At 63.9% G+C, this 16,868-nt stretch carries 18 protein-coding genes; 14 read left to right on the top strand and 4 right to left on the bottom strand.

What is annotated here, in order from left to right:
- Positions 1–39: 39 nt before the first annotated feature.
- A complete protein-coding gene (gene mpl / locus ACDA63_RS09420) occupies positions 40–1,389 on the bottom strand; it encodes a UDP-N-acetylmuramate:L-alanyl-gamma-D-glutamyl-meso-diaminopimelate ligase (RefSeq protein WP_373662976.1) in 1,350 nt (449 codons plus the stop codon).
- Positions 1,390–1,532: 143 nt separating this feature from the next.
- Between mpl and ACDA63_RS09415 the strand changes: the two genes are divergently transcribed.
- From ACDA63_RS09415 to ACDA63_RS09350, 14 genes are all read left to right on the top strand, one after another.
- Positions 1,533–2,141: a hypothetical protein gene (locus ACDA63_RS09415; protein ID WP_373662975.1), complete on the top strand. Its 609-nt coding sequence runs from the start codon at positions 1,533–1,535 to the stop codon at positions 2,139–2,141.
- 2 nt (positions 2,142–2,143) lie between these two features.
- Positions 2,144–2,671 carry a TlpA family protein disulfide reductase gene (locus tag ACDA63_RS09410; protein ID WP_373662974.1) on the top strand — a complete coding sequence of 176 codons (528 nt, stop codon included), beginning with the start codon at positions 2,144–2,146 and terminating at the stop codon, positions 2,669–2,671.
- 80 nt (positions 2,672–2,751) lie between these two features.
- Complete coding sequence (gene aroQ / locus ACDA63_RS09405; RefSeq protein ID WP_373662973.1) at positions 2,752–3,285, top strand: type II 3-dehydroquinate dehydratase; 534 nt, start codon at positions 2,752–2,754, stop codon at positions 3,283–3,285.
- An 81-nt stretch (positions 3,286–3,366) separates the two neighbouring features.
- Positions 3,367–3,834: an acetyl-CoA carboxylase biotin carboxyl carrier protein gene (gene accB, locus ACDA63_RS09400; RefSeq protein ID WP_373662972.1), complete on the top strand. Its 468-nt coding sequence runs from the start codon at positions 3,367–3,369 to the stop codon at positions 3,832–3,834.
- Between the two features lie 42 nt (positions 3,835–3,876).
- A complete protein-coding gene (accC, locus tag ACDA63_RS09395; RefSeq protein WP_373662971.1) occupies positions 3,877–5,220 on the top strand; it encodes an acetyl-CoA carboxylase biotin carboxylase subunit in 1,344 nt (447 codons plus the stop codon).
- 83 nt (positions 5,221–5,303) lie between these two features.
- The gene (gene prmA / locus ACDA63_RS09390) at positions 5,304–6,194 is read left to right on the top strand and encodes a 50S ribosomal protein L11 methyltransferase (RefSeq protein ID WP_373662970.1); all 891 of its coding nucleotides are present in this window, start codon (positions 5,304–5,306) and stop codon (positions 6,192–6,194) included.
- Positions 6,188–7,483, top strand: a complete 1,296-nt coding sequence (locus ACDA63_RS09385) for a DUF3426 domain-containing protein (protein WP_373662969.1) — start codon at positions 6,188–6,190, stop codon at positions 7,481–7,483. Before prmA ends, ACDA63_RS09385 begins: the two co-directional genes overlap by 7 nt.
- 51 nt (positions 7,484–7,534) lie before the next feature.
- Positions 7,535–8,038, top strand: coding sequence for a thiol peroxidase (gene tpx, locus ACDA63_RS09380; protein WP_373662968.1), 504 nt, complete (start codon positions 7,535–7,537; stop codon positions 8,036–8,038).
- A gap of 151 nt (positions 8,039–8,189) precedes the next feature.
- On the top strand, positions 8,190–8,558 hold the full coding sequence (locus tag ACDA63_RS09375; RefSeq protein WP_373662967.1) for a diacylglycerol kinase: 369 nt from the start codon (positions 8,190–8,192) through the stop codon (positions 8,556–8,558).
- 42 nt (positions 8,559–8,600) lie between these two features.
- Entirely contained in the window at positions 8,601–9,830 is a 1,230-nt protein-coding gene (locus ACDA63_RS09370) for a glycosyltransferase family 4 protein (RefSeq protein WP_373662966.1), read from the top strand.
- Between the two features lie 68 nt (positions 9,831–9,898).
- On the top strand, positions 9,899–10,837 hold the full coding sequence (locus tag ACDA63_RS09365; protein ID WP_373662965.1) for a carbohydrate kinase family protein: 939 nt from the start codon (positions 9,899–9,901) through the stop codon (positions 10,835–10,837).
- 14 nt (positions 10,838–10,851) lie between these two features.
- Complete coding sequence (locus tag ACDA63_RS09360; protein WP_373662964.1) at positions 10,852–11,313, top strand: glycine zipper 2TM domain-containing protein; 462 nt, start codon at positions 10,852–10,854, stop codon at positions 11,311–11,313.
- 138 nt (positions 11,314–11,451) lie between these two features.
- Positions 11,452–12,207: a GNAT family N-acetyltransferase gene (locus ACDA63_RS09355; protein ID WP_373662963.1), complete on the top strand. Its 756-nt coding sequence runs from the start codon at positions 11,452–11,454 to the stop codon at positions 12,205–12,207.
- A gap of 83 nt (positions 12,208–12,290) precedes the next feature.
- Complete coding sequence (locus ACDA63_RS09350) at positions 12,291–13,139, top strand: lysophospholipid acyltransferase family protein (protein ID WP_373662962.1); 849 nt, start codon at positions 12,291–12,293, stop codon at positions 13,137–13,139.
- On the opposite strand, the gene ACDA63_RS09345 is transcribed toward ACDA63_RS09350, so the two are convergent.
- The 3 genes from ACDA63_RS09345 to ACDA63_RS09335 all read right to left on the bottom strand — a co-directional run bounded on the left by ACDA63_RS09345 (position 13,118) and on the right by ACDA63_RS09335 (position 16,859).
- Positions 13,118–13,945 carry a symmetrical bis(5'-nucleosyl)-tetraphosphatase gene (locus ACDA63_RS09345; protein WP_373662961.1) on the bottom strand — a complete coding sequence of 276 codons (828 nt, stop codon included), beginning with the start codon at positions 13,943–13,945 and terminating at the stop codon, positions 13,118–13,120. The genes ACDA63_RS09350 and ACDA63_RS09345 overlap by 22 nt on opposite strands.
- 87 nt (positions 13,946–14,032) lie before the next feature.
- Positions 14,033–15,910, bottom strand: coding sequence for an SDR family NAD(P)-dependent oxidoreductase (locus tag ACDA63_RS09340; protein ID WP_373662960.1), 1,878 nt, complete (start codon positions 15,908–15,910; stop codon positions 14,033–14,035).
- Complete coding sequence (locus ACDA63_RS09335; protein ID WP_373662959.1) at positions 15,903–16,859, bottom strand: glycosyltransferase family 4 protein; 957 nt, start codon at positions 16,857–16,859, stop codon at positions 15,903–15,905. The genes ACDA63_RS09340 and ACDA63_RS09335 overlap by 8 nt, the downstream gene beginning before the upstream one ends.
- Positions 16,860–16,868 lie beyond the last annotated feature (9 nt).

Here is a 16,868-nt window from a genome sequence, read left to right as displayed (position 1 = left end):
GCTTGACCGGTGCGATGCCCCTTTGTTTTGATGCGCCGGTCAGGCGCTGGCGAGCGCTTTCAGCAGTTTGTCGTGGACGCCGCCAAAGCCACCGTTGCTCATGACGAGCACATGGTCGCCTTCGCGTGCGTCGGCTGCCACTGCCGCCACCAGCGCCTGCAGATCGTCGAAGCAGCGCGCCTTGTCGCCCATCGGAGCGAAGACTTCCGTGGCGTCCCAACCGAGGTTGTTGGCGTAACAGAAGACAAGGTCGGCATCGACGAGGCTACCGGGCAACTGGGTCTTCATGGTGCCCAGCTTCATGGTGTTGGATCGCGGCTCCAGCACGGCGAGGATGCGCGACTTGCCAACGCGGCGGCGCAGGCCCGCGACCGTCGTGGCAATGGCCGTCGGATGATGCGCGAAGTCGTCATACACCGTCACGCCGCGCACGATGCCTCGCACTTCCATGCGGCGCTTCACGCCGATGAAGCGCGTCAGCGCCTCGGCACTGTGTTCGGGTGTCACCCCCACGTGACGGGCCGCCGCGATGGCCGCGAGCGCGTTGGCACGGTTGTGCGCGCCGGTCATGGGCAGGGCGCAGCGGGCCACGTCCTCGCCCTTGAACGAAAAGACGACGTCGTCGATACCTTCGCCATCGCGGTATTGCCATTCGCCCTTGCCGTCGAAGCGCTCCACTTCGCTCCAGCAACCACGCGCCAGCACGCGCGAGAGGCTTTCCTCGGCGCCGTTGGCGATGATGCGGCCGGTGCCTGGAACGGTCCGCACGAGATGGTGGAATTGGGTCTCGATGGCGGCCAGATCGGGAAAGATGTCCGCGTGATCGAATTCGAGATTGTTCAGGATCGCCGTGCGCGGGCGGTAGTGAACAAACTTGGAGCGCTTGTCGCAGAACGCGGTGTCGTACTCGTCGGCTTCGATCACGAAGAACGGCGAATCGGTCAGCCGCGCAGACACGCCGAAATTGCCCGGTACGCCGCCGATGAGAAAGCCCGGATTGAGGCCGGCATCTTCGAGCAACCACGCCAACAGGGAAGAGGTCGTCGTCTTGCCGTGCGTGCCGGCCACGGCCAGCACCCATTTTCCTTGCAGTACATGGTCGGCCAGCCATTGCGGACCCGACGTATACGGCAGCCCCTTGTCGAGGATCGCTTCGAGCAGAGGATTGCCGCGCGACACGGCGTTGCCCACCACGAAGAGATCGGGCTTCAGTTCGAGCTGATCGGTGCCGTAGCCCTCGATGAGGCCGATACCCTGCTCTTCGAGCTGCGTACTCATCGGAGGGTAGACGTTGGCATCGCAGCCCGTGACGGTGTGGCCTGCCGCGCGCGCGATCAGCGCGATGCCGCCCATGAATGTGCCGCAGATACCGAGAATGTGGATATGCATGAATCGCCTTTTGCCGCCTGGCAGCGAGAAAGCACGACCGTCACAGGACGATCTGTACAATAGGGACGGAATTCTAGCGTCAGTTTGCCGTCTGACTGATGCCGTGCAGCATCAGCACTACAACAGCCCACAGGGACGCCGTCATGTCTGAGCGCCACAATCAATCATTGCGCCGTAGTGTCGCCGCCCACGCAGCTCGCTTGATGGCGGAAGAAGGCATCGATGATTTCGGCTTCGCCAAGCGCAAGGCGGCCCGGCAGCTCGGTTTTTCCAACGCTGAAGCGCTGCCCACCAACGCCGAGGTCGAAGAAGAGCTGCATTCCTACGTTGCCCTGTTCCGCGATGAAGAAGACGAAGCCCGCCTGCGCGAGATGCGCCTGGCGGCGGTCGACGTCATGCGGCTGTTCGCACCGTTCCGCCCCTATCTGACCGGCACTGTGCTGGCGGGCACGGCAGGCGCGTTCTCGGAGGTCGAACTCGAGATTTACGCCGACAGCGCGAAAGACGTCGAAATCTTCATGATCAATCAGAACATCCGTTATGAGCACCGCGAGGTGCGCCGCAGCGGTCCCGACGCGCCGGAAGCGATCCTGGTGTTCGATTGGGGCGAGATTCCGTTCCGCGTGAATGTCTACGATCACGTGAGCGAACGCTCGCCGCGCCGCACGCCGGGCGGCAGCAAGCTGGCCGAACGGGCGCGCCTGGACGCGGTTGAAGCGCTCATCGGCAACGATCTGGCCGAAGAAGAGTAAGCATGAAGCGTTCAGTGCGCCGGTGGATCGGCGTGGTGTGCATGCTCGTCGTGGTCGGCGCGGCGGGTGTCCTCGCCGGCCATTACTTGCGGGCCGACGACGACCGCCCCGTGGCGGCCCTCACTTCAGCAACGCTGCCGGACGCTTTGGGCGTCCCGGTCAGCGTTGCCCAGTGGCGCGGCAAGCCGATGCTGGTGAATTTCTGGGGCACATGGTGCGCACCATGCCGGGAGGAAATGCCGCTCCTCAACGACATGGCGACCCGCTTTCCCCAGGTGCAGTTCATCGGAATCGCCATCGATGACGCCGCCGCGCTGGCACAGTACGCCAACCAACATTCGGCCCACTATCCGCTGCTGCTGGGCAACGCCGATCTGCTGGCGTTGACGGGCAGACTCGGCAATGCGGCGCAGGCACTGCCGTTCAGCGTGTTGATCGACGCGTCCGGGACGATCCAGCAAATCAAGCTGGGGGCTTTCCACGAACCGGAACTCGCCGAGAAATTGCGCCAATTGACGCCTTCGCGATAGTTTCCGACGTATTTCGGGCAAGAGCCGAATAGCGGCGAAACCATAGACAATTTGCAGCGAATTGCGGCAAACTCGCGGCCATGACAAAACCCAAGGACCCGAAGTCCGCCGCCAAGGGCGCCAAATCATCGGCGCGCGAAACCGGCACGCAGGCGCCCCAACGCGCCCGCATACTGGTTTTGCACGGCCCGAACCTCAACCTGCTCGGCACACGCGAGCCCGAGATCTACGGCCGCACGACCCTTGCCGACATTCATGCGGACATGGACGCGCGTGCGCGCGCGTCGTCGGTGCTGCTGGAATCCTTCCAGAGCAATCACGAAGGGCAACTCATTGACCGCGTCCAGGCCGCACGCACCGAGGGGGTCGACTTCATCGTCATCAACCCGGGCGCGTACACGCATACCAGCGTCGCACTCCGCGATGCATTGGCCGCGGTGAAGATACCGTTCATCGAAGTCCACCTGTCCAACATTCACGCGAGGGAGTCGTTCCGGCACCACTCGTATCTGTCGGACATCGCTGTCGGTGTCATCTGCGGTCTTGGTGCCCAAGGCTACATGCTGGCCTTGGAGCACGCGCTCACCCGTCTGGGCGCAACGGCGCAAGCCTGAATCTGACCAGAACCGAAAAATACGTCAATACACGGGCGACTCTCCCCAACACGAGCCGCCCTTTTTTGTCTTGGAGTGGACATGGATCTCAGAAAACTGAAAAAACTGATCGACCTGGTGGAAGAGTCCGGCATTGCCGAACTCGAGGTCACCGAAGGTGAAGAAAAAGTTCGCATCGCCAAGCATTCCTCCACGGCCGCGGCTCCTGTCACCTACGTGACCGCTCCCCAGCAGGTCGCCGCCGCTGCGCCGGCCGCTCCGGCCGCCGCCCCCGCCGCTGCGGCGCCTGCTCCTGCAGCGCCGGCCACCCCGGAAGGCCATGTCGTCAAGTCGCCGATGGTGGGTACGTTCTATCGTTCGTCGGCGCCGGGCGTCGATCCCTTCGTGAAGGAAGGCGCGTCGGTCACCACCGGCGACACGCTGTGCCTGATCGAAGCCATGAAGCTCATGAATGAGATCGAAGCCGACGCTACCGGCACGATCAAGGCTATCCTTGTGGAAAACGGCCAGCCGGTCGAATACGGCCAGCCGCTGTTCATCATCGGCTAAGCGGCGCCAGCCCCGACGCTGCCCCAGTCACACGGGATCCCCATGTTTGAAAAAGTTCTGATCGCCAACCGCGGTGAAATCGCGCTGCGCATCCTGCGCGCGTGCCGCGAGTTGGGCATCCGCACGGTCGCCGTGCATTCGGAAGCCGATACCGAAGCCAAGTACGTGAAGCTCGCCGACGAGTCGGTGTGCATCGGGCCGGCGCCGTCGGGCCAGTCGTACCTGAACGTGCCGCGCATCATCGCGGCCGCCGAGGTGACCGACGCCGAAGCCATCCATCCGGGCTACGGCTTCCTTTCCGAAAACGCTGACTTCGCCGAGCGCGTGGAATCGTCCGGCTTCGTCTTCATCGGCCCGCGCCCGGAGACGATCCGCCTGATGGGCGACAAAGTCAGCGCCAAGCAGGCAATGATCGAAGCAGGCGTGCCTTGCGTGCCGGGTTCTGGCGGCGCCCTTCCCGACGATCCGAAAGAGATCGTCAAGATCGCGCGCTCGATCGGCTATCCGGTCATCATCAAGGCAGCCGGCGGTGGCGGCGGCCGCGGCATGCGTGTCGTGCACACCGAGGCGGCGCTGATCGCCGCCGTGACGACGACGCGGACCGAAGCCGGTGCGGCGTTCAACAACTCCACGGTGTACATGGAGAAGTTCCTCGAGAATCCGCGCCACATCGAAATCCAGGTGATGGCCGATCAGCACGGCAATGCCGTGTACCTCGGCGAACGCGACTGCTCGATGCAGCGTCGTCACCAGAAGGTCATCGAAGAGGCGCCCGCGCCCGGCATCGACCGCAAGCTGATCGAAAAAGTCGGCATGTCCTGCGTGGCTGCGTGCAAGCGTATCGGCTATCGCGGTGCCGGCACGTTCGAGTTCCTGTACGAGAACGGCGAGTTCTACTTCATCGAGATGAACACTCGTGTGCAGGTGGAACACCCGGTGACCGAGATGATCACCGGCGTGGACATCGTGCAGGAACAGATCCGCGTGGCGAACAACGAGCCGCTGCGCTTCAAGCAGAAAGATATCCAGCTGCGCGGCCACGCCATCGAATGCCGGATCAACGCGGAAGACCCGTTCAAGTTCACGCCGTCGCCGGGCAAGATCCTGTCGTGGCATACGCCGGGCGGGCCGGGTATCCGCGTCGATTCGCACGTGTATGCCGGCTATACGGTGCCACCGCACTACGACTCGATGATCGGCAAGGTGATCGCTTACGGCGACACGCGCGAACAGGCCATTCGCCGCCTGCGCATCGCCCTGTCCGAGATGGTGGTAGAGGGCATCAAGACCAACATCGCCCTGCACCAGGAAATGCTGCTCGACGCCAACTTCGTTGCCGGCGGCACCAGCATTCATTATCTGGAACACAAGCTGGCCGCAAAATAAGCGCGTCACCGCTTGAATGAGGAAAGCAAGAGCGCTCAGGCGCTCTTTGCGTTTCCTGTCTCTTTGCGTTACATAAGGTAGCCATGTGGTATTCCGTCACCCTGAAGGCTGAAGCGGAACGAGCCGAAGCGCTCTCCGAAGCGCTGATGGATTCGGGCGCGCTGTCGGTCAGCATCGAAGATGCCGATGCGGGCACCGATCGCGAAAAGCCCCAGTTCGGCGAGCCTGGCCATGTCAACGAACGACTGTGGGATCACAGCAACGTGGTCGCCCTGTTCGACGCCGATGTCGAGCTCGCTGTCGCGCTGGCACAGGCGGCCGGCATCGCTGGGCTGGACGCGGTCCCCGAATTCACTGTCGATGAAGTTGCCGAGCAGAACTGGGTGCAGCTCACCCAGTCGCAATTCGACCCGATCCGCATCACCGATCGCATGTGGATCGTGCCCTCATGGCACGATGCGCCGCAGCCGGACGCCATCAACATCGAAATGGACCCCGGCATGGCGTTCGGTACCGGCTCGCACCCGACCACGCATCTGTGCCTGCAATGGCTGACCGAACACGTCGCGCCCGGCGTGAGCGTACTCGACTATGGCTGCGGCTCGGGCATCCTCGCCATTGCTGCGGCCAAGCTGGGCGCGGGCGATATATTGGGCGTGGACATCGATCCGCACGCTGTCGCGGCCAGCAAGGCCAATGCCGAACGCAATGGCGCCGCGGCGGTCTTCCACCACAGCGCCGAAGCCATCAAGGGCAAGTTCGATCGCGTGGTGGCGAACATCCTGACCAATCCCCTGTGCGTTCTGGCGCCGGCCATCGCTAGCCACGTCGCCGATGGCGGCGAACTTGCGCTGTCGGGCGTGCTCGCCGCGCAAGCGCAGCAGGTGATCGATGCCTACGCTCCGTACATTGCGCTGCAAGTCGGCGCTGAACGCGAAGGTTGGGTGCGATTGGAGGGGCACCGGCCATGCTGACCACGCGCTGCCCGTCCTGCGGCACCACGTTCCGGGTGCGCCCGGAACAGCTCACCGCGCGCAACGGACGGGTGCGCTGCGGGAAGTGCCAGACGGCATTCTCGGCGCTGGCCTCGCTGGAGGAGATGGACGATGGCGTGCCGACGGCCGCCTCCGCGACGCCGCAGGCATCCACCATTACCGAAACGCCGCGCGAGGCCTCCACCACGGGCGGCCCTGCAATCATCTATCCGCCAGCGGAAGAGCCCGTGGCCGAGCCTGTCGGGCTGGATCTATCGACCGTCGACTTCGACCTGAATCTTGATCTTGAAGACGACAGCCGCATCGAACCGGCTCCGCCCGCCGAGTGGCTGAGCACTTCGTCGGACTTCGAAGCCGAACTCAAGGCGCGTTCGGCCGCCGACATGAGCGCGCCGCCGCCGGTCAAGCCCGCGCCGGCGACGCCGGCCTTCGACATCGATTTCGACGCCACACCCGAGAACGATCGGCCGGATTTCGTCGCGCCTCATGCCGTGCAACCGGAAGAACCGCCCGCGGATTCCGAACCGATCGTGGTCCACGGCCTGGAGCCCGAATTCGACCTGGACGTCGATCACCACGAAAGCGAGCTGCCTGCCACGGAAGAAGGCATCGAGCCAATGCGCGTCGAGCCATCCGAGCCCTCGGCCTTCGTCGCCGAGCCTGCCCAGGCACCCGAAGAGGCAGTAGAAGAGGCGAGCACTGCCGCCGCTACCGTCGCAGGCGGCCCGGGCACGATTTTCCTGAACGAAGAAGTCACACCACCTTTGATCGAGGAAGCTCGCAAGCCGTCGATCAAGCAGCGCTTGCTGTGGGCATTGATCTTCGTCGTGCTGCTGGTCGTCGCATTGGCGGTCGGCGCCTATGTGTTCCGCACCGATCTGGCGCGCGCTTACCCCGCGCTGCGAGCCCCCCTCGAACAGGCCTGCGCCAACCTGGGTTGCGACGTGCCCTTTCCGCGCGACGCCAAGCTGATCGCGGTCGAAGGCACCGACCTGATTCCTGAACAGGGCGCGGCAGGACGCTATCGACTGGTCGTCACGCTGCGCAACCGGGCCGATTACCCACAGAGCTGGCCACAGTTGGAACTGACGCTGACCGACCGCTTTGATCGTGCGTTGTCGCGCCGCGTCATCCCGCCTCGTGAATGGCTACCCAAGGAACAAGCCGCCCGCCCCGCTTTCGAAGCCCAGGGCGAAGTCACCGCCAACGTGCCGATCAGTACCGATCTGCCGGCGGCCGGCTACCGTGTTTACGCGTTCTACCCTTGATCGCCGCGACGACGCGGCGGCATATCCCCAAAACAGAAGGAGAGCAGCAACATGAGCACCGTCACCCTCAAGGGCAATCCCGTCGAAGTCGCTGGAACCTTCCCCAAGCCCGGCGATACGGCAGCCGATTTTGCGCTGGTATCGACCGGCCTTGCCAACGTCGGACTGGGCGAGTTCGCCGGCAAGCGCAAGGTGTTGAACATCGTCCCCAGCCTGGACACCCCGACCTGCGCCACGTCTACCCGCAAGTTCAATGAACGCGCAGCCAGCCTCGACAATACCGTCGTGCTGGTCGTTTCGGCCGACCTGCCGTTCGCAGCCAAGCGCTTCTGCGAAGTGGAAGGCATCCAGAACGTGCAATCGCTGTCCACGCTGCGTGACGCCAGCTTCAAGAAGAACTATGGCGTCGACATTACGAGCGGCCCGCTTGCCGGCCTGACCGCCCGCGCAGTGGTCGTGCTGGACGAAAACAACAAGGTGCTGCACTCGCAACTGGTGCCGGAAATCGCCAATGAGCCGGACTACGACGCGGCACTGAAGGCATTGCAGAACTAAGCCGTCGCGCGATTCACCGAGAAGCCGCTGGCAGCCATGCCGGTGGCTTTTTTCTTGGCGGTGGCGCATACGCGCCAGAAACATGTTCGTCACCGCGACGTAATATGCCCCCGAAATACTTGGCACTGTCTGTCACAGCGGCCGAGTTTCCATGGAAAGTCCATTCAAGGGCAAGACCGGCGTCGTTCGTATCTGGAACGCCTTTCACTACTCGCTCGACGGCCTGAGGGCCGCCTTCAAGCACGAGGACGCTTTCCGCCAGGAAGTGCTGCTGGCGATCGTGCTGGTTCCGATCGCGCTATTCAGCGCACGTAGTGGCGCAGAGAAAGCGGCGCTTATCGCCAGTGTCCTGCTGGTGTTGATCGTGGAGCTGGTCAATTCGGCCGTGGAAGCGACCGTCGATCGCATCTCGCTCGAACATCATCGCCTGGCCAAGCGGGCCAAAGACATCGGCAGTGCATCGGTGTTGCTGACACTGCTGAATCTGGCGGTCGTATGGGGTTTCATTTTCCTGTCATGAAAACGTCATCGCAGCGTCGCGCGCCGGCATGATAGTGCCGCCATGGACGCTACGCGTATCTCCGTGCTGGATCTCGCCAGCCGTCATCGCCAAATGCGGATTGCGGTGGTTACCGAGACTTACCCTCCCGAAGTCAATGGTGTCGCCATGACGACCGGCCGGCTCATCGCCGGTCTGCAGGAGCTTGGCCATGCCGTGCAGCTCGTTCGCCCTCGCCAGGGGTCGGACGATTCGCCCGCGCAGGGTGAGGATTTCAACGAGATGCTGGCGCGCGGCATTCCCATTCCGCGCTACAACCATCTGAAGATGGGGCTGCCCGCGCGCAACGCGTTGGTGCGCGCATGGTCCCTGCGGCGTCCGGATATCGTCCAGGTGGTAACGGAAGGGCCGCTCGGCTGGTCGGCCGTGGCGGCTGCGCGCCGCCTGAAATTGCCGGTCATCACGGAGTTCCACACGAACTTCCACGCTTACAGCCGTTATTACGGCATCGGCTGGCTCAAACAATCGGTGGCGGCCTATCTGCGTCGCTTTCACAACAAGGGCGACCTCACGCTGGTGCCAACACCGGCGTTGCGAGATGAATTGCTGGCAGCAGGCTTCCACCACGTCGACGTGGTGGCGCGGGGCGTCGACACCGGGCTCTTTTGCCCGGCGCGGCGATCCGATGCACTGCGGCAGTCGTGGGGCGCCACGCCCGAAACACTCGTATGTGCAATCGTCAGTCGGCTCGCCCCGGAAAAGAATCTCGATCTGGCGATCCGTGCATTCGAGTCTGTGCGGGCGCGGCATCGCAACTCGCGCCTCGTGCTGGTTGGCGACGGCCCCGCCCGGGCGGGGCTTCAGGCGCGTTATCCAGAGCACGTATTTGCCGGCATGCAGCGCGGCGAAGATCTCGCGGCCCATTACGCCAGCGCGGATTGCTTCATCTTTCCGAGCCTCACCGAGACGTTCGGCAATGTCATTGCCGAAGCGCTGGCGAGCGGATTACCGGTCGTGTCCTTCGACTACGCGGCCGCGTCGGAGCTGATCACGACGGGCTCCAACGGCCTGGTGGTGCCGTTCGGCGACGAAGCCGCTTTCATCTCCGCCTGCGAACTGTTGGTCCAGGATCGGGCATTGCTTGGCGCCATGCGGGCCGCCGCGCAGGACAGTGTGCGCCATCTGGATTGGCTGACCGTAGCCGCCCAATTGGTGCGCCTTCTCGACGAAACGGTCAGCAGCCACGAAATCCGCCAGCAGACGCGCTCCAGTCTCCTCGCCCAGCCCGACTAGCCCAGTTCCCGGCGGAACGCCCCATCGGCGTAAAATGCGGGTTTTGATTACCCGGACGCTCCGCCTCCATGACCATTCTCGTATGCGGCTCTGTCGCCTTTGACACCATCATGGTGTTCCAGGGCCAATTCAAGCAGCACATCCTGCCGGAGCAGATCCGCATCCTGAACGTATCGTTCCCCGTCCCGGAGATGCGGCGCGAATTCGGCGGCTGTGCAGGCAACATCGCGTATTCCCTGGCTCTTCTTGGCGGACAGGCGCGCATTCTGGCCACGGTGGGTGAAGACGCCGGCCCATACTTGAGCCGGCTGGATGATTTCGGCATCGATCGCCGCTTCGTTCGCATCGTACCGGGCACCTTCACGGCACAGGCGTTCATCACGACCGATCTGGACGGCAACCAGATCGCGGCGTTCCACCCGGGCGCGATGAGCCAGTCGCACACCAACCGCGCGGCCGACGCGGAGTCCGATGTCAGTTGGGGCATTGTGTCGCCGGACGGGCGCGAAGGCATGCTGCAACACGCGCGAGACCTGCACGCGGCGGGCATCCCGTTCGTCTTTGATCCCGGCCAAGCGCTGCCGATTCTGTCCGGCGAGGACTTGCTCGCCTGCATCGACATCGCCACCCTGTGCACAGCCAATGACTATGAGGCTACATTAATCTGTAACAAAACCGGCCTGTCGCTGGATGAACTGGCAAATCGCCTCGACGGTCTGATCGTGACGTACGGCGCTGACGGCTCGCGCCTGTTTCGGCATGGTGAAAGCGTGGAAATCCCCGCCGCCCGGCCCGACTATGTCGTCGACCCGACCGGCTGCGGCGATGCCTATCGCGCCGGCCTGCTGTTCGGGCTGTCGCGTGAATGGGATTTGGTCAAATCCGCCCGTCTGGCATCCGTCATGGGTGCCATCAAGATCGGGCATCAGGGCGCACAGAGTCACGCGCCCGACAGAGAAGAGATCGCCCGTCGCTTCAGCGACGCGTACGGAGACAAGCTTTGGTAAGGAGTCAGTATTCAATGAAGATGCAACACGTCACCGTCGCCGCACTTTGCGCCCTGTCCTTGGCGCTGAGTGCCTGCGCCTCCAGCAAGGCCGGCGACGTTTATTCGCGCGATGAAGCGCAACGCACCATGACCTTTCGCGAAGGGGTCGTCAGCGACGTACGACAAGTCAAGCTGGAAGGCACCAAGACAGCCATCGGCACCGGTGCCGGCGCAGTGGTCGGCGGCGTAGCCGGCAGCACTATCGGCCAAGGCAAGGGGCAGATTGTCGGTGCGGTACTGGGGGCAGTGGCGGGCGGCCTTGCCGGCGCCGCAGCCGAAGAAGGGCTCACACGTGAGAATGCACTGCAGATCACGGTCAAGCTGAACAACGGCGAGAACATCATCGTCGTGCAAGAGATGGGGCAGGACACTTTCGTAGCCGGGGATCGGGTACGTGTGGTTCAGAGCGGTGGCAAGACGCGGGTGACGCGCTGAGCGCACGCCCGGGGTTTGATCCAATGCCACCTGCGCAACCATGACGCTCTGGGATCATCGTCATGGTTGCGTAACGCGCGCGTAACCGTTACGCAATTCTGGCCTCCTAAAGTTGGCCATTATCTGAAAGGATCACGCATGCTGAGTACAGCGCCGCAATCAGTCGCCCAGAAATCCCGCAACTTCTTTGTTGGCCTTGCCGGCACCGCTTCCGAGATCCTTGAAGCACAAAAGCTCCGCTATCGTGTTTTTGCCGAAGAAATGGGCGCGCGTCTGCCCAGCACCACGCCTGGCGTGGATCGCGACCACTTCGACGCTTACTGTGAACACCTGATCGTGCGCGATGAGGAATGCGGCCGCATCGTCGGCACCTATCGCATTCTGACGCCCGAAAATGCACGTCGCATCGGTGGCTACTATTCGGATACGGAATTCGATCTGACGCGCCTTCAGCACCTGCGCAGCGGTCTCGTCGAGGTCGGTCGCTCGTGCATCGACGCGGACTACCGCAGCGGCGCCGTCATCACACTGCTGTGGTCGGGTCTGGCTCGCTTCATGACTCAGGGCGGCTACGATCATCTGATGGGTTGCGCCAGCATCGGCATGGCCGATGGCGGTCATAACGCCGCCAACGTCTATCGCGCGCTTGAAAAGCACCTCAGTTCGCCGGAATACCGTGTCTTCCCGCGCCATGCGCTGCCGGTGGAGCGACTGGCCACGCAATCCCCGGTAGAGATTCCGCCGCTGCTCAAGGGCTACATGCGCGCGGGCGCGATGGTCTGCGGTGCTCCCGCCTGGGACCCCGATTTCAACACGGCCGACCTGCTCCTCCTGCTGTCGATGACGCAGGTCGATTCGCGCTACGCCCGCCACTTCGTGGATCGCCAGGGCTGAGGCCGACCGGCGGCTGGCAGACGCGGTTTATACTGCGTCTTCGCTGGCCGCCGGGCCGTATCGTCAGTAGCCACTACAACAACGTGTCACAACTCTCATTCCAGAGACGGCTGCGTGCCAACTGGCGCATGCTGCGCGTGGGTTGCCACCTCGCCCGCGGGCTGGGGACGGTGCAGTTCGTCTTCCCGTTTCTGAGCCCTGAGCGCCGCCGCGCCGTCAAACAGCGTTGGGCGCGCAAACTGGTGGACATCCTTGGCATCAGGCTACGCCAGGAATCCATCGACCTGCCGCCGGGCTCGCTGGTCGTGAGCAATCACATTTCGTGGATCGACATCTTCGTCATCAACGCGCTGACGCCGACAACTTTCGTCTGCAAGGACGACGTGCGGGGATGGCCGATCATCGGCTGGCTGGTGGAACACACCGGCACGGTCTTCATTGAGCGCGGCAGCCGTGCGGCGGCGGTACGCACGGGCGAAGTGATCTCACAACGCCTGCAGGCGGGCGAGCGCATCGTGTTCTTCCCCGAAGGCACCACCACCGACGGCAGTCAGTTGCTGCCCTTCCGCGCAGCCCTCTTCCAGACCGCAGCCGAAAGCGCCGCCGTGGCGCCCTTGGCGCTGCGCTACGTGAATGCCGATGGCGCTCGCCATCCGGCACCCGCGTATGACGGCGACATCACGTTTGGTGAATGCATGCGCGCGATCGCGCAGGCCGACGATCTTTTCGCCACCGTAGAAGGTCTTCCGTTGCTGCCCGCCAACCTGGACCGCCGTGAGTTGGCCGTACAAAGCCACCGGATGCTGGCCGTCGCGCTGGGCGTGGCTTCAGACACGGCGGATGTCGTTGGGGAAAGCGAAGGGCCCGCGGATGAGTATTCCCCTCTGGACGCGGAAGAGAACGTCGCGCTTCAGTCGGCGCCGGGCTGCTGATACGAGGGGCAGCGCAACTGCGCGACTGCACGGTCCTCCAGGCGCAACGCGGTGAGGCAACCGCCCCACACGCATCCCGAGTCCAGCGCAATGACACGGTCGGTCTGACGATACCCCAATGCCGACCAATGGCCGCACAGCACGGTGTGGGTGCGCCAGGCTGGCTCCTGCACGTCAAACCACGCTTTGAGGCCATCCGGTGCGTTTTCCGGCGCCCCCTTCTGCTTCATGTTCATGCTGCCATCCGGCCGAACGAAGCGCATACGCGTCATGGCGTTGACGATCACGCGCAGCCGGTCCCACCCAATGAGTGAATCGGACCAGGCCTCCGGCGCGTTGCCGAACATGTTGTTCAGGAACTCCACCCACTGCGCGCCACGCAACATGGCTTCGACCTCGCCGGCGAGCTGCTGCGCCCGCTCCACGGACCATTGCGGCAGGAGCCCCGCATGGACCATCACGTAGCCCTTGTCGGCGTACAGCATGCGGCGCGTACGCAGCCAGTCGAGCAGTTCGACGGCATCGGAGGCGTCGAAAACGGCATGCGCCGTCTCGGCGGAGCCGGGGCGCGCCGGCAGGTTGGCAGCGGCGGCGAGCAACGCCAGATCGTGATTGCCGAGGACCACGACAGCGGCATCGCCCAGATCGCGCACGAAGCGCAGCGTCTCCACCGACTGCGGGCCACGATTGACGAGATCGCCAACCAGCCACAGCGCGTCGCACGATGGATCGAAGCGCACTTGCTCGAGCAATTGTTCGAGCGGATCGAGACAGCCTTGCAGATCACCGACAACCCAGGTCGCCATCCCCGTGACTCCTTAGAACCTAGAACACAATGAAACGTCACGAGCCACGCCGAATGGCGACGAAGCGACTCCAATGCGCGCTGCGCCTCATGCCTTGCGACGGCCCTGCGCGGCGAGGTCGATCAGTTGAGCCGCCGGCGGTTGGTATTCGGGCACCCAGCGGCGCAGTTCGCGCTTGACCTCGTACTGCGTGCGTACAACGTCGCGCTCCAGCCAATCGATGATCTCGGCGACGCGGCCGGCATCCGCCTCGCGCGCCTTGGCAATGCGCAGCTTTGGATGGTGCGTGGGCCGGGTATGCTCGTCGTCGGCCAGCAATTCTTCATAGAGCTTTTCGCCAGGTCGCAACCCGGAGAACGCGATCGGAATCTGTTCTTCGGTCGCACCGGACAGTGCAATCAGTACGCGCGCAAGATCAACGATCTTCACCGGCTCGCCCATGTCGAGTACGAAGATCTCGCCACCTTCGCCCATCGTTGCAGCCTGCAGCACCAACTGACAGGCTTCCGGAATCGACATGAAGTAACGCGTGATCTCCGGGTGCGTCACTGTCACGGGGCCGCCACGTGCGATCTGTGCCTGGAACTTGGGTACCACGCTGCCGGCGCTGCCCAGCACATTGCCGAAGCGCACGCACTCGAAGCGAGTACCGCTCGCGCCTCGCTGCAAGTGCTGGCATAGCATCTCGGCGAGCCGTTTGCTCGCCCCCATGACGTTGGTCGGGTTCACGGCCTTGTCTGTCGACACCATGACAAAGCGCGGCACGCCGTGGCGCACCGCCGCGCGCCCCACTCGCCACGTGCCCAGCACGTTGTTGCGCAGCGCCTGCCAGGCGTTGTCTTCTTCCATCATCGGCACGTGCTTGTAGGCGGCCGCATGGAAGACGATGTCGGGCTTGTGCTGCGCGAACACGGCGTCCAGCCATGTTTCGTGGCGCACATCACCCGTCACCGCGATCACTTTCACATCGGGGAATTGCTCGTTGCAGTCTTCGACAAGACGATACAGCGCGTACTCGTTGGCCTCGTAGGCAACGATGCGATCGGGCGCATAGCGCGCGATCTGCCGACACAGTTCGGAGCCGATCGACCCGCCTGCTCCGGTCACGAGGACGCAGCGCCCCTGCAACATCTCGCCGATCGGCGCCGAATCGATGCGTACCGGGTCGCGGCCGAGCAGATCTTCGAGTTCCACCTCGCGCAGCGCCACCGCGCCCGCATCCTTGCTCATCATGTCGCCGATGCGCCGTACGACCTGCGCTTTGACATGAGCCTCCATGCATGCGACCAACGCCCGCTTCTGTTGCGCTGGCGTCGCCGACGGCATCGCGACGATCGCATGCCGGGCCTTGAAGACACCCGCCCAGTGCTCCAGTTCGTCGATCCCGCCGACCACCTTGTAGCCGAGCAGCTCGCGGCCATGCTTGTTCGGATTGTCGTCCAGCACGGCAACGAGTCGCCACTCCGCGCTGCGCCGCAATTCGCGCGCCACATTCATGCCTGCGCTGCCGGCGCCGATGAGCAACACAGGCTTGCCCGCCGCCATCAACGCGCCGTAGCGCTGACGCTCTCGCCACACACGGTATGCCGCGCGGCTGCCGCCCATCGCAAGCAATAGCAAGATGGGGGCGATCACGAACACCGAGCGTGGCACGGGCGGATTCAGGCCCGCCATCATGGCGCCCACGACGACCAGCACCGCCGAGAGACCGATCGCCTTGAGGATGCGCATGAGGTCGGGAAGGCTGGCGAATAGCCAGATGCCCCGATAGAGCCCCAACACGCGGAACAGTACGGCATGGATCGGCAGCACCCAGAGCAGTGCCACCAGGCCCGATGCGAGGAAGTCCTCCGGCACCGTGAAGTTGAACCGCAGCACATAGGCCGCGAGCCAGCATACGGCGACCGCCAGCACATCGAACAAGGCGACGATGAGCGAGCGCAGGCGTGCATCGATGTTACGCATGTGTCGTGTCCTGCTTTGACTGATGACGGCGCCAGCGGATGTCGATTGCCAGCGCAACGATCACGAAGATCGCCGTGACGATGCCCGCCAACGCGAATGCCAATTGGGCGCTCCCATGGCTGAGCGCATGCAGCGCCGTAGCGGCCGCCACCAGCATGGCCGCATACCACCCCGCGGCCACGCGCGCGTGGCCCGCGCCCATGCGGATCGCCCGCTGGTAGTAGTGCTCGCGATGCGCCTGCCACACGCGCTCACCGCGCAATCCCCGGCGAACCAATGTAGCGGTCGCATCCATGATGAAGGGTGAGAAAACCCATGGCGCAAACCACCAGGGCCAGGCCCCGCCTGCCACGCCATGCATTCCCAATGCCGCCGCGAGGAAACCCAGCGGGACGGAACCGCAATCACCCATGAATATCCGTGCCGGATGCCAGTTGAAATACAGAAAGCCCAGCGCACCGCAGGCTGTCATGGCGGCCATCGTGCCGATTCCAGCGGACGGTGCCGCAACGGCCAGCGCGCCAAATCCGATCAGGGCCATGCCACCCGCCATGCCGTCCGACCCGTCCATGAAATTGTAGAGGTTCGTCATCCATACGCAGACCAACCCTGCGGCAAACGCCCACGCCCACCCCATGTGGTACATCCCCGTCCCCCACACGGCCAATGCCGCCGTCAGGCAGTGAGCACCAAAGCGCAGGCGCACGGGCAGACCGTGCCGATCATCGATCAGCGACATGACGCACAGCCCGAGGGCCAGGGCGCCCAGCACACGCGTCGTAAGGTCGGCCGGCGCCAGCGCAACCGCCAGCAGCACCGCCGCCATGACGCCCAGGCCGCCGACGCGCGGCGTCACGCGCGTATGCATTGACCGTGCATTCGGATGGTCGGTGGCGATGCGCCACGCCAGACCTGTTCGCAAGAGCACGCCAACGACCAGTGCGCTCAAGAAAAGGGC

This window comes from Uliginosibacterium sp. sgz301328, assembly GCF_041807905.1.
Taxonomy (GTDB): Bacteria; Pseudomonadota; Gammaproteobacteria; order Burkholderiales; family Rhodocyclaceae; genus JBGVSA01.
The sequence above is the reverse complement of the archived record's forward strand: the minus strand, read 5'-3'. Positions and strand labels throughout refer to the sequence as shown.

Excerpts from the sequence above, each read along its gene's own strand:
- ACDA63_RS09370 (WP_373662966.1), top strand. The coding sequence starts at position 8,601 with ATGGACGCTACGCGTATCTCCGTGCTGGATCTCGCCAGCCGTCATCGC.
- ACDA63_RS09375 (WP_373662967.1), top strand. The coding sequence starts at position 8,190 with ATGGAAAGTCCATTCAAGGGCAAGACCGGCGTCGTTCGTATCTGGAAC.
- ACDA63_RS09340 (WP_373662960.1), bottom strand. The coding sequence starts at position 15,910 with ATGCGTAACATCGATGCACGCCTGCGCTCGCTCATCGTCGCCTTGTTC.
- tpx (WP_373662968.1), top strand. The coding sequence starts at position 7,535 with ATGAGCACCGTCACCCTCAAGGGCAATCCCGTCGAAGTCGCTGGAACC.
- accB (WP_373662972.1), top strand. The coding sequence starts at position 3,367 with ATGGATCTCAGAAAACTGAAAAAACTGATCGACCTGGTGGAAGAGTCC.
- ACDA63_RS09360 (WP_373662964.1), top strand. The coding sequence starts at position 10,852 with ATGAAGATGCAACACGTCACCGTCGCCGCACTTTGCGCCCTGTCCTTG.
- ACDA63_RS09355 (WP_373662963.1), top strand. The coding sequence starts at position 11,452 with ATGCTGAGTACAGCGCCGCAATCAGTCGCCCAGAAATCCCGCAACTTC.
- ACDA63_RS09410 (WP_373662974.1), top strand. The coding sequence starts at position 2,144 with ATGAAGCGTTCAGTGCGCCGGTGGATCGGCGTGGTGTGCATGCTCGTC.
- accC (WP_373662971.1), top strand. The coding sequence starts at position 3,877 with ATGTTTGAAAAAGTTCTGATCGCCAACCGCGGTGAAATCGCGCTGCGC.
- mpl (WP_373662976.1), bottom strand. The coding sequence starts at position 1,389 with ATGCATATCCACATTCTCGGTATCTGCGGCACATTCATGGGCGGCATC.
- ACDA63_RS09415 (WP_373662975.1), top strand. The coding sequence starts at position 1,533 with ATGTCTGAGCGCCACAATCAATCATTGCGCCGTAGTGTCGCCGCCCAC.
- aroQ (WP_373662973.1), top strand. The coding sequence starts at position 2,752 with ATGACAAAACCCAAGGACCCGAAGTCCGCCGCCAAGGGCGCCAAATCA.
- ACDA63_RS09385 (WP_373662969.1), top strand. The coding sequence starts at position 6,188 with ATGCTGACCACGCGCTGCCCGTCCTGCGGCACCACGTTCCGGGTGCGC.
- prmA (WP_373662970.1), top strand. The coding sequence starts at position 5,304 with ATGTGGTATTCCGTCACCCTGAAGGCTGAAGCGGAACGAGCCGAAGCG.
- ACDA63_RS09345 (WP_373662961.1), bottom strand. The coding sequence starts at position 13,945 with ATGGCGACCTGGGTTGTCGGTGATCTGCAAGGCTGTCTCGATCCGCTC.
- ACDA63_RS09365 (WP_373662965.1), top strand. The coding sequence starts at position 9,899 with ATGACCATTCTCGTATGCGGCTCTGTCGCCTTTGACACCATCATGGTG.